The sequence below is a fragment of the Acidobacteriota bacterium genome (assembly GCA_018001935.1).
Taxonomy (GTDB): Bacteria; Acidobacteriota; JAAYUB01; order JAAYUB01; family JAAYUB01; genus JAGNHB01.
Window position 1 is genome coordinate 92,194 of the sequence record JAGNHB010000013.1, and the last position, 12,472, is coordinate 104,665.

Genomic DNA, 12,472 nt, shown 5'->3' on the forward strand with positions numbered 1-12,472 from the left:
GGTACACGCCCCTGGCGCGGTGAAGACACGAAAGGCCGCGATCCGCACGGGGCAAAGGGGTGGCGGGCACGATTCAGGTCCAAGACACCCACCCGTGACCCAGGGACAGGACACCCACCCGTTGCCGGCGGGGGCGTTCCGTGCTCCTGAAGCGCTCGCAGAGGCGCTGTGGCGCGGAGACATTCCGGGGGATGCCTGGGCTGATCCACACGCTTCAGGTTGTTTTTAATTTCCCCCCGCGCGCCGCCGGGGGTGAGGCGTGCTCCGGGGCGCCCTCCCGGCCGGCGGCGCGCGGGGGGAGGAAAACCGGTAACCCGCCAGGCTACATATGTTCGTCTCCTGCGGGGACGGTGACGGTCGGCCGCGGGGGCGAACGACGGCAGCACGAAAGGCCGCGGTTGATTGTTCCTTGTGAAAACACGGTTTGCCGGCTCGACCGTCAATCGTAGAATTCGAAAAGGTATTGTTCGTCATGGGAAATGTCGAAACGGTCCAGGAGCGTGAGATATTCCGTTCGGAAGGGGGGGACCCGGGCATGGTGGGATCTCTGGTTGAGGATATATCGCACCACCCGGTCCAATTGCGAACGGGAATAGGAGAAGGCTCCGAACCCGCTTTGCCAGGCGTATCCGCCGAACCAACCCTTCTCCTTGATGAAGCGGGTGGATCCGCTCTTCATGTCCCGGGCCAGGGCGGAGATCGCCCCGGTAGGGTTGAGGCCGACGAGGACATGGAGATGGTCCGGCATGCCCCCGATGGCGAGGAGTTTGTGGCCCTGGTTCTGCGCGATGCCGGTGACGTACCGGCAGACGTCGTCCAGTCGGTCACCGTGGAGGAGATTGCACCGTCCGCTGACGGCGAAGACGAAATGGATGTAAATCCGGGTGAAGGTGTTTGGCATGGTTGGTTCCTCCGGAGCGTGTGCCTTCACCTTTACTAACGTTTCTCTCGGGATTTTTCCGAAGTTTTTTAGGGAGGTAGAGATGAAATTTGGCTCCTGTCCTCGAACCCCGCAGGTGAAATATTTGTAGTAATAGCGGTTATTGAGTATTTCCCCCGCGCGCCGCCGGGTCCACACCCCGTCAGGGGTGTAATGTTTGTAGTGAAAGCGGTTGTTTTTAATTTCCCCCGCGCGCCGCCGGGGGCCAAGCGTGCTCCGGGGCGCCCTCCCGGGCCGGCGGCGCGCGGGGGGGGGGAAACGCGGCCCCCCCAAGCTCTCCAGAAACAAATTCGCAAAAAAAGAGGTTGCGAAATGCGGTTTCTGGCCGATTGGACGGCCATCCCGCCGCCCCTGCGACAAACATGGAATCCCTACGGACTTCAGGAATCGCCCCGGGATTCGGGGAAAAGTCGATGGGAACACATTATCCCTAAGGGATTAAAGAGATTAGCCGGTGGGTGCTCCGCCGGAGGCGGTGCTCCCACCGGGAAACCGGTCCGTTTGACGGGCCGCGCCCCGGAGGCGGCGCCTGGATCGTTCGGGAATTTCCGGCACCCCTCCGGGGTGCGGCGGGTTTAAGGGGCTCCGACCGGTGGGAGTTCGCCCCTCCGGGGGAACTCCCATCGGCTAATCTCTTCGATCTCTATGGGATAGGAGATCCATGGGCGTTGTTTCGAGAGACCCTTGAAATGACAAAAGAGGTTATTATTCATTTTCCCCGCGCGCCGCCGGGTCCACACCCCGTCAGGGGTGTAATATTTGTAGAATAGCGGTTGTTTTTAATTCCCCCCGCGCGCCGCCGGGGGCCAAGCGTGCTCCGGAGCATCCTCCCGGGCCGGCGGCGCGCGGGGGGGGGATCTTGTAACTGTTTCTTCTACAAATGTTTCACCCCTAACGGGGTGAAGACGAACAGGGCACGATCCCGACGGGGCCAAGACGCAGAGGGCACGGTCCCGTTGGGGCCAAGACGCATAGGGCACGATCCCGACGGGGCGAAGACGCGGAGGACAGAATCCCAACGGGGCGAAGACGCAGAGGGCACGATCCCGGCGGGGTGAGGACGCAGAGGGCACGATCCCGACGGGGTGAAGACGCAGAGGGCACGATCCCGACGGGGCGAAGACGCAGAGGGTAGAATCCCGTTGGGGCGAAGACGCAGAGGGCACGGTCCCGTTGGGGCGAAGACGCATAGGGCGCGATCCCGGTGGGGCGAAGGCGCAGAGGGCACGATCCCGGCAGGGTGGGGACGCGGCGTACCCGACCCTGGCGCGGTGAAGACACGAAAAAGTTCATTGCCGCCTCTCCGCGGATGGGGCTGGTCCAATCCCTGACCGTTGCTCCTGGCCTTCTTCCTCACCGGTGCGGAGAAGAAAGGCCTCTCGCAAAGACGCCAGGATGCAAAGCCTCGCAAAGGCATCCCCCTTTTCCGGTCCCGTCTTTGCGAGGCTTGGCGGCTTTGCGTCTTGGCGAGCGGTTGAGACCGCCTGTTGTTTATTTTGGAGCGTCCGGATGATCCGTGTCCATCCGTGTTTATCCGTGGTTTCTTTCCGGATTATCCGGCTTGGGGCGGGCGCCGCCGGTTCCGGGGCCGGGGCGAGGGCGCGCATTTCGCTTGACTTCCCGCCCCTTACGCCCTATGTTCGCCCCATGTCAGCCCAACAAAGCGAAAGCACTTCAGGGGGCCGGGCGGGCGGGGACGCCCCGGGACGAGCGCCCCTGGCCCTCCCGACACGGGTTTTCATCGTCGTTTGCTTCCTCCTGTCCGGGGCGAGCGCCCTCGTTTACGAGGTGGTCTGGATGCGGGAAATCCGCCTGACGGTGGGCGCCACCACCGCGGCCGTCAGCACCCTCCTGGCCGTCTACATGGGCGGCCTCGCCCTGGGGGCGGCGGCCTTCGGGCGGCTCGTCGACCGGAGCCGGGCCCCCCTGCGGCTGTACGCCCTCCTGGAACTCGCCATCGGCCTGTACGCCCTGCTGCTTCCCGTCCTGGCGTCCTGGGCGGGCCCCGTCTACGTGGCGCTGGCCCGGTCCGTCCCGGAGAGCCCCGCCCTCCTGCTGGTCCTGCGGGCGACCTACGGCGCCGTGCTGGTGCTCCCGCCGACGATCCTGATGGGCGGCACGCTGCCGGTGCTCGCCCGCTTCGTGGGCCGCTGCGAGCGCACTTTCGGCCGCGAGCTCGGGACCCTCTACGGCGCCAACCTCGTCGGGGCGTGCCTGGGAAGCCTCGCCGCCGCCTTCCTGCTGATCCCCGCCCTGGGGCTTCGGGGGGCGACGGTGTCGGCGGTCCTGGCCAACCTCGGGATTGGCCTGGCGGCCCTGGCGTGGAACGCGCGCGACCGGGGGCCCGCGGCGGTCACCGAAACGGCGGGCGGGGGCGCCCCCGTCGCGCGGCCCCCCGCGGACCGGCTCCGCGCCCTGCTCACGGCGACCGCGTTCGTCTCCGGCTTCACCTCGCTGGGGTACGAGGTCCTGTGGACGCGGGTGCTGCTCTTCGCCTTCACCAGCACCCTGCAGGCCTTCGCCCTGATCCTGGCCACCTTCCTCGCGGGGCTCGCCCTGGGGAGCGGCCTCTTCGCCCTCGTGGAGCGGCGGGGGCCGCGCCTTCGGCTCCTCTCGGCGGCCCTGTCCTTCGGGGGGCTGCTGGCCCTGGTCATGGTCCCGCTCAGCCTGCGCGCCACGGAGATCGTCCGCTGGTTCGCGGCCGGGGCGTCGAGCGGCCCGGGGGCCGTCACGGCGGGCATGGCGCTCGCCGCGGGCCTCGTGATCCTGCTGCCCGCCACCCTGATGGGCTTCGTGTTCCCCATGGTGAGCCGGTTGCTCACCCCCGATCTCCGCCACGCCGGGAAGGGGATCGGCCGGGCCTACATGGTCAACACCGTCGGGGCGGTCCTCGGGTCGCTGGCGACGGGCTTCGTCCTCATCCCCCTCCTGGGGCTCAAGGGCGCCCTGGTTACCCTGGCCGCCGTCCAGGCGGCCATGGGCTGGGCCCTGCTCCCCTGGGCGGAAGGCCGGGCCGCGGCCCGCCGGCTCGCGCTGCTCTCCGGCCTGGGGCTGCTGGCCGGGGTGGCGGGGGCGGCGGTGCTGCTGCGCGGGCCCAACCCCTTCGATCCCGTGCCGGGGAGGGACGTCGTGGCCCACCGTGACGGGGTCTCGGCGTCGGTCAGCGTGGTGCGGAACGAGCGCGGGGGGAAGTCCCTGCGCATCGACGGCTTCGAGGCGGCCTCCTCCGACGCCGTGGGGGCCTACATGGGCATGATGACCCACATCCCCATGCTGCTCCACCCCGACCCGCGCGCGGTGCTGGTGATCTGCTTCGGGACCGGGACGACGGCGGGGGCGGGGCTGCGCTACCCTGGGGCGCGCGTGGACGTGGTGGACATCGACGCCAACGTCCTCGCCATGGCGGGTCACTTCCGGGAGGTGAACGGCGGCGTGGCGGAAAGCCCCCGTGCCCGCCTCGTGGTGGACGACGGCCGGAATTACCTGCTCACCACCCTCCGCCGCTACGACGTCATCACCTCCGAGCCCATGCCGCCCGTCTTCGCGGGCGTCACGAACCTCTATTCCCGCGAGTACTACGAACTCGCCCGGCGGCGTCTCAAGCCCGGCGGGCTCCTGGTCCAGTGGCTCCCCTTCCACCTCGTGAGCGCCTCCGAGGCCTGGTCGATCCTGGGGACGGTGCAGGCGGTGTTCCCCGAGACGACCCTGTGGGTTCACGGCCTCACGGGGATCATCGTCGCCCGCGCGGACGGGCCCGTGGAGATCGACCCGGGGCGCGTGAGCGCCCGGCTGGCCGACCCGGGCCTGCGGGGGGAACTCGCCCGCTTCGGGGTGAGGGGCGCCGCGGCGTTCGTGGACCTGTACATGCTGGGCCCCGACGGGGCCCGGCGGGTCGCCGGCGACGCGGCGCTCGTCACCGACGACTTCCCCCTCCTGGAGACCCACGCGCCCCTGTGGCTGGGCGGGCGGAGGGTCGTCGGCCTCCTGGGCCTCAACGAGGCGCAGGCCCTGGAAGCCGTGTACCGGCAGCGCCTGGCGGAGCGGCTTCCCCTGAGCCCCTCCCCGGACGCGGAGCGCTGCCGGCAGGGGTGGGCCCTCGACTCGTACCGGCTGCTGGGCGGCTTTTACCTCGACACGGGCCTGCCGGACCAGGCGGCGGCGGCGTTCGGGGCCGGCCTGGAGACGGCGCGGACGCCCCCGGAGCGCGCCCTGCTGCTGTGCGACCTCGCCGCCGCCGCCGTCCGGCGGGGCGACGCCGGGGAGGCCCGCCGCCGCGTGGCCGACAGCCTCGCCCTGGTCCCCGGCTACCCCCCGGCGCTGCGGCTGAAGGAGGCGCTCGACCCGGTCGTCCCTTCAAAGTGATCTCGTTGCCCAATCGCGCACAATCGTGGGGCCGATCGCTTGAAAGGTCGGCCGGGAGCGGACCTTGCGGCGGGTGCGGTCCGTCTTGGCGACGGTTGACGACCTCGCAGGGTCCTGATTGTGATCTCACAGAGGCACGGAGGCACGGGGAAGAATCATAAAGAGTGTTGATTGTATTGAATACGATTTGCATCTCCTCGTGCCCCTGTGAGGAAACAGGCCTTTTTGCGACCGCATCCCCTTTGCGCCTTGGCGAGAGCTGATCCGGATTTTGACCTCGCAAAGGCGCAAAGAACGCAAAGAAGAACGGAGAGCCCCCGGATACGGCCAAGGGCCGTGAAAGCTCGCCTGCGCCGTATCGCCGTGCCTCCGGGAACGCAATTCCGGTCCGAGGGGTAGCGGCCGGGGAGAACCCGCCTTCCCCGCTTCCCCCGCCGCCTCGGGGACAAGACATCGCATCGCAGGGGCAAACCCGCCCCGAAGGCGGCGGGAGCAAAGCGAACTTCCCTGGTGTCGCTCAATTTGACAACGACTTTGCCCTGAAGGTACTACGCATTTCCCCGGGACTTCTCCGCGCCCCAGCGCCTCTGCGAGAGTTTCATGAGCACGGAACGTCCACCTCAGCAACGGGTGGGTGTCCTGGGTCTGAATCACGGGTGGGTGTCCTGAACCTGAATCGTGCCCGCTGTGTCTTCACCCCGTCAGGGGTGAAATGTTTGTAGAAAGGGCAGTTATAAAAATTCTCCTCCCCCGCGCGCCGCCGGCCGGGAGGGTGCTCCGGAGCACGCTTCACCCCCGGCGGCGCGCGGGGGGATTTAATACAACCTCTTATACTACAAATATTACACCCCTGACGGGGTGAGGGCGCAGACACGCGCTGAATGTGACGGTAGACTATCAAAACGACCCCCCGGATAACCACCTGGAAATCTGGGTGGATTGACGAAAGCGCTTCCATGGCTCGGGTTTCGGCCGTTGATCGAAAAACGAGGGGGCATGCTGAAATTCGACCTGCTTTTCTGTTTTGACGGCCGCTCTCCCGGCCGGAAAGCGACGGGTCACCCCTCGGGCGGGGGCGTCGTCAGGACGTCCAGGAGGGCGGCGGTTTCGGCGTCGGGGGTCCCGTCGCAGCACCGGGGACGGTACTTCATCTGGAAGATGCCCAAGACCCGGCGGGTGGGGGGATCGAGTTCGCCCGTCCGCGGTGTCTCGTAACCGTGTTGGGCCAGCCGGGCCTGGAACCAGGCGACGGCGGGGAGACGGCTTCTGTAGGCCGCGAGTTTCCCGGCCACGGCTGCCGGGTCGGGCCAGGGGATCAGCCCCGCGTCGGCCAGGCGCTGCCAGGGGAACTTCGGGCCGGGGTCGAGCTTGCGCTGGGGCGCGATCTCGGCGTGGCCGAGGATGTTCTCTCCCGGGATCCCGTGACGGGCGGCGATGTCCCGGACCAGGTCGATCACGGCGTCGACCTGGGCGGGGGGGTAGTCGGCGAAGGACAGGCCTTCGGGGCCCTCCCGCGCCCCCCCGTTGACGATCTCGATGCCGATGGAGGCGCTGTTGAGCTGGGTCTGGCCCTTCCAGGAACTGAGCCCGGCGTGGTAGGCCCGCCGGTTCTCGTCCACGAGCCGGTAGATCCGGACGGGGTTGTCCCGTACGAGGTAGTGGCTGCTCACGTCGCCCTCGGTGAGGATCCGCAGGGAGTTCGACCACGACTCCTGGGTGAAGTGGAGCACGAGGAAGCGCACCCGGCTGTCCTGGCTCCGGGCGTGGCGGGAGGTGTCGATGCGGGGCCCCCGGAAACACCCGGCGGCGAGCAGCACGAGCAGGGCGACGAGGGCGTTTTTCACGGGCCGGCCTCCGGGTGCGGGGGAACTCGCGGGGCAGGGGCATTATAACCGGCAAGCGCACCCGCCGCACGCACGAAATTCGCAACGTTCCCCGAAGGCGGCGGAGTACGCGCGCCGAGCCGAGGCGCGCGATCGGGGTACGCGCGCCGAGCCGAGGCGCGCGATCGGGGTACGCGCGCCGAGCCGAGGCGCGCGATCGGGGTACGCGTGTCGAGCCGAGGCGCGCGATGGGGGTACGCGCGCCGAGCCGAGGCGCGCGATGGGGGTACGCGTGTCGAGCCGAGGCGCGCGATGACCGCCGACAACCCATCTTCCCCGTCGGCCCCGTCAGCTCCTTTAGGCGCTTTAGCGGCTGCGTCCTTACCACCATGTTGTCGAGCCCGGTTGCCTTCCGAGGCCACTTTTCCGGGCGATGCCCCGGGGCTAAAAGGCCCCGCGTGTGCCGATCCGGGTCCGGAATCGACGGATCCGGTCTGTCGCAAAGACGTCCGGACGCAAAGCCTCGCAACGGAATCCCCTTTTTCCGCTTCCGGCTTTGTGAGGCTTGGCGTCTTTGCGCCTTTGCGAGAGGTAAAGACCGCCTGTTTTTTCTGGAGCGTCCGGATGATCCGTGTCCATCCGTGTTCATCGCCGGGGTCGCGCCGCTCCGGCGGCCTGCGCGGCGCGGTCAAAGCGGCGCTCCGGCAGCCTTCGCGCCGCACTCCGCAGGACGGCGGGCTGGGGGCCGTCGACCGGCGAGGGCAACTGGCCTGAACCCCGTCAGCGGTTCGATATTGATGCGTTCGCAAAAAGTCCTTTCTCTCACAGAGGCACGGAGGCACGGAGAAATGCAAATCGTATTCAATAGAATCAACACTCTTTATGATTCTTCTCCGTGCCTCTGTGAGATCTCAATCAGAACTTTTTGCGACCGCGTCAAATATGTCGAAATTGTAACTATTACCACCTGCAGCCTGTTTCCTCCCCCCTCCCACATTTCCCCTTCTGCCTTCCCCCCTTTTGTGATAATTTACGCAATTCGGCGACCCTTCGCGTTTTCCGAAACCCGAACAAGGACCGGCTGCGGCGCATGGGCAAAGTCATCACGATCGCCAACCAGAAAGGGGGCGTGGGCAAGACCACCACGGCCATCAACCTCTCTGCCTCGCTCTCCCTGGCGGAGAAGAAGGTCCTGGTGGTGGACTGCGACTCCCAGGCCAACTGTACCAGCGGCCTCGGGTGCCGCCGGCAGGGTTTGCCCCGGACCATGTACCACGTGCTGGTCATGGGCGAACCCATGGAGAAGATCATCCGCCCCACGGAGATGGAGGGGCTCTTCCTCGCCCCGTCCGACAAGAACCTGGCCGGGGCCAACATCGAGCTGGCGGAACGCGAGAACCGGGAGTTCGTGCTCAAGGAGGCCATCGCCCCCCTGCGGGAGGTCTTCGACTACATCGTCATCGACTCGCCGCCGGCCATCGACTTCCTCACCATAAACAGCCTGGTGGCGGCGGACTCGGTCCTGGTCCCGATCCAGTGCGAGTACTTCGCCCTGGAGGGCGTCTCGGAGCTGTGGGACACCCTGATCCGCATCCGGCGCGGCTTCAACCCGCGGCTGGCCGTGGAGGGGCTGCTGCTGACCATGTACGACGAGCGCCTCAACCTCTCCCAGCAGGTGAAGGACGACCTCCGGAACTTCTTCCGCGACCAGGTGCTGCAGTCCATCATCCCCCGCAACATCCGGCTGGCGGAGGCCCCCAGCTTCGGCAAGCCCATCATCCTCCACGACGCCCGTTCGCGGGGCGCGAACGCCTACATCTCCGTGGCAAAGGAAATCATCGACCATGAAAAGGCAAGCGCTCGGTAAAGGCCTCAACGCCATTCTCCCCTCTTTCGGGGTCGAGGAGGGCCAGCCCCTCGCGGTGGACCTCGACCTCCTGGCGCCCAACTCCCGCCAGCCGCGGATGCGCTTCCAACCCGAGGCCCTCGACGAACTGGCGGCGTCCATCCGGGAGAACGGCATCCTCCAGCCCATCGTCGTCCGGCGGTCGGGCGACGACCGCTACGAGATCATCGCCGGCGAGCGCCGCTGGCGGGCCGCCCAGCTCGCCGCGCTGCCGAAGGTCCCCGTGGTGGTCCTGGACGTCCCCGACGAGAAGCTGCTGGAGCTGGCCCTCCTGGAGAACATCCAGCGGGAGGACCTCAGCCCCGTGGAGGAGGCGCGGGCTTACGAGATGCTGCTGAAGGACCGCGGCTACCGGCAGGAGGACCTCGCCGCGCGGCTGGGCAAGTCCCGGGCGGCGGTGGCCAACGCGGTCCGGCTCCTGCAGCTCAACCGCCACGTCCAGGACCTCCTGGAGACCCGCACCCTGACCGCCGGGCAGGCCCGCCCGCTCCTCGCCGTGGACGACGCGGCCCTCCAGGCGCGGCTGGCCGACGCCGTGGTCCGCCGGGGCCTGTCGGCCCGGGAGGTGGAGAAGCTCGTGGACCGGATCAAGAAGGCGGCAAACGCCGCAAAAGCCGCGGGCAAGGCCGGGGACCCGAACCTCTTGGCCGCCGAGGAACGCCTGGCCCGCCACCTGCGGGCCCGGGTGCGGATCGAGACGGGGAACCGGGGCGGGAAGATCGTGATCCACTTCACCTCCGACGACGAGTTGGAGCGCCTCTTCGAGGAGATCTGCCGGGTCGAGGCCTGAGGCTCCCCGCCGCGGGCCCGGAAAACCGAAGGCCCCGGCCGGGGGGGGCGAAGCGCCAAACCGAGGGAGCATGAGAGATCCGTCCGACGTCGCCGGGTTCATCGGGACGCCCGTGGCCATCCGCGGGACGCTGGCCACCGGCTGCACGCTCCGCCTGGACTGCAGCGTGGAAGGGCTCGTGGTGGCCCGGGACGAACTCGTCCTGGGGGAGACGGGCCGGATCCGGGGGGAGATCGTCGTGCGGCGGATGAACGCCTCCGGGAAACTCGAGGGCGACCTCTTCGTGCTGGAGATGGCCGAGTTCGAGCGGGGGTCGGAGATGAGCGGGAACATCGTGGCCCGGGCGCTCTGCATCCGGGAGGGGGCCCTCCTGGACGGCCACTGCCGGCTGGGGGATTTCGCCGAGGGGGCCCTGCGGGAGGTGGCGGCCCGGCGGGGGATGGAGATGAGCGCCCCGGCCGGTGACCACGGCACGCACGAAGAGTAAACCACGAACCCCACGAACAGTAAGACCCAGATAAGACAGATTATAACCACGAACCACACGAACAAGGACCGGTCTTGGGAGGGAAATCCCGGCCGGGATGAAAAGTGACAGCATCTCCGGATGCCGTTTTCGGTCCGGGGAATTCGGCCCGGGACGGACCCGTCTTCCCCGCACCCTTTCAGGGTGCGTTTCCATCCCTCGCCGCCCCGGGTACAAGACGATGCATCGCGGGGGCAAACCCGCCCCGAAGGCGGCGGGAGGAAGCGATGTGTTCGATTCTCGCCGGTTTTTGGCACAAAGCTTCGTGCGCCCTTGGGCTCTCCAGAAGCATATTCGCAAAACACCTAGAAATCATAGGTTGTGAAATGCTGTTTCCGGCCGGTTGGACGGCGCCCCCGCCGCCCTCGCGACAAACCTGGAATCCCCACGGAATTCAGGAATTGCCCCGGGAATCGGGGAAAAGCCGATGGGAACACATTATCCCGAAGGGATTAAAGAGATTAGCCGGTGGGTGCTCCGCCGGAGGCGGTGCTCCCACCGGAAAACCGGTCCGGTTGACGGGCCGCGCCCCGGAGGCGGCGCCTGGATCGTTCGTGGATTTCCGGCACCCCTCCGGGGTGCGGCGGGTTGAAGGGGTTACGACCGGTGGGAGTTCGCCCCTCCGGGGGAACTCCCACCGGCTAATCTCTTCTATCCCTTCGGGATAGGAGATTCGTGGGCGTTGTTTCAAGAGACCCTTGAATCCCTCCCGCGAAAGGCGGTCCACCCCGTTGGGACAGCGCGTACGAACGGGTGAACCTGAAATTCGCCCCGGGACGGCGCGTACGAACGGGTTTCCCTCCCCCCCACGGCTTTCTTCATCCCCGTCAGGGGATGAATCTGTGTAGAAACGGCGTTGTTTTCATTTCCGCCCGCCCCGCGCGCCGCCGGCCGGGATTTCGCCCCGGGGCACGATTTACCCCCGGCAACCGCGGCCCCGGCAGGCAAGCGGAATCGACCCCATGCGGATCAGAACGCAGCCGTCAAAGCATCCGGCAACTTTCAGTCTAATCAGCCTTCAGCCTAACAGCCTTCAGCCTAACAGCCTTCAGGAGAGCCCCAGCGGCGACTTGAGGTCCGCTTCGGCGCGCCGTTTCCGGGCGCGGCGACGCAGGGCGAAGCGGACGAGGCTGACGAGGGCGGCGCCCCCGGCGCAGATCAGGACGATGAGCCCGATGAGGCGGATGCCGGTCAGGAAGAGGTCGATGGCGGTCAGGTCCCGTTGCCGGAAGCTCCCGGCCAGGTCGGGGTCCTCGCCCTTGAGGTCCCAGGCGAAGCGCCGCTCCTGCTCGGCGAGGATCTCGCGCTCGGCGGCGGGCGCCGGCGGGCCCGCGTAGACGGCGAGGGCGTCGCCGCAGGCCCGCAGCCGGAGGACCTCGCCCGCCACCCCCGTCGGGGCGCCGTCGGCGGCCAGGAGCCGGGACCGCTCCGCGGGCGTCCTCGGGAGGACCCACCCCGCGCGGAAACGGACCCCGGCCCGGACGTAGGCGTCGAGGTAGAGGGCGTTGCCGCGGTCCAGGTTCCAGAAGCCCTTCGCCAGGGACGGGAACAGGCTGTCGCCCTGGAGGTCCGTCAGCGCCAGCCGGGAGGAGGTCCCCCAGCGGTCCCGGCGGGGCGCCTTGAGGACCAGGGCGGGGGCGTCGTCGCGGGCGGGGTGTTCCTTGTGGAGCCACTCCACGTAGCTGAAGAGCCGGGCCCCGAAGCGGTCCGGGAAGGTGGTCCGGATCACGACCCGGTCGCTCCAGAAAACCACCCGGTCCCCCTGGAGGAAACACCCGGGGGGATCGCCTTCCGACAGGGCTTTCGCGCCCGTTTCCAGGAAGAAGGAGAAGGCGCTGTACGCCCGGTCGACGGTGGGGAACTCGTAGGTCTCCACGTCGATGGGCATCTTCCCGACGCTCCCCCTCACCTTCTCGCAGCGCTTGACGCCCAGCTTGCGCAGCATCGGGGCGTCGGGGCCCGCGGCCTCGAGAAGTTCCTGGAGAAACGCCTGCTCGGGGACGGCCGGCCCCTGGAGGAAGGTCCCGGTGGATTGGGAAAACCCGTCGAACGCCACCGGGGACGCCGGCGCGGACACGAGGAGCACGAGGAACGGGAGGAGGCGGCGGGCCGGGCGGGCGGGCGG

7 protein-coding genes are annotated in these 12,472 nt (G+C 68.0%); 4 read left to right on the forward strand and 3 right to left on the reverse strand.

Annotation, left to right across the window (positions count from 1 at the left end):
* Window positions 1-439: 439 nt before the first annotated feature.
* Complete coding sequence (tnpA, locus tag KA419_07680) at window positions 440-901, reverse strand: IS200/IS605 family transposase (GenBank protein MBP7865816.1); 462 nt, start codon at window positions 899-901, stop codon at window positions 440-442.
* A 1,836-nt stretch (window positions 902-2,737) separates the two neighbouring features.
* On the opposite strand from tnpA, the gene KA419_07685 reads away from it, so the two are divergent.
* Window positions 2,738-5,302, forward strand: a complete 2,565-nt coding sequence (locus KA419_07685; GenBank protein MBP7865817.1) for a fused MFS/spermidine synthase — start codon at window positions 2,738-2,740, stop codon at window positions 5,300-5,302.
* Between the two features lie 1,058 nt (window positions 5,303-6,360).
* Here KA419_07685 and KA419_07690 read toward each other — a convergent pair.
* A complete protein-coding gene (locus KA419_07690; GenBank protein ID MBP7865818.1) occupies window positions 6,361-7,146 on the reverse strand; it encodes an N-acetylmuramoyl-L-alanine amidase in 786 nt (261 codons plus the stop codon).
* A gap of 1,069 nt (window positions 7,147-8,215) precedes the next feature.
* Between KA419_07690 and KA419_07695 the strand changes: the two genes are divergently transcribed.
* From KA419_07695 to KA419_07705, 3 genes are all read left to right on the forward strand, one after another.
* Entirely contained in the window at window positions 8,216-8,992 is a 777-nt protein-coding gene (locus KA419_07695) for a ParA family protein (protein ID MBP7865819.1), read from the forward strand.
* On the forward strand, window positions 8,970-9,821 hold the full coding sequence (locus tag KA419_07700) for a ParB/RepB/Spo0J family partition protein (GenBank protein ID MBP7865820.1): 852 nt from the start codon (window positions 8,970-8,972) through the stop codon (window positions 9,819-9,821). The genes KA419_07695 and KA419_07700 overlap by 23 nt, the downstream gene beginning before the upstream one ends.
* A 70-nt stretch (window positions 9,822-9,891) precedes the next feature.
* Window positions 9,892-10,308, forward strand: a complete 417-nt coding sequence (locus KA419_07705) for a polymer-forming cytoskeletal protein (protein ID MBP7865821.1) — start codon at window positions 9,892-9,894, stop codon at window positions 10,306-10,308.
* Window positions 10,309-11,395: 1,087 nt separating this feature from the next.
* Here the strand turns inward: KA419_07705 and KA419_07710 are convergent.
* Window positions 11,396-12,472, reverse strand: a 1,077-nt coding sequence (locus tag KA419_07710) for a hypothetical protein (protein MBP7865822.1), incomplete at its 5' end; no start/stop codon positions are given.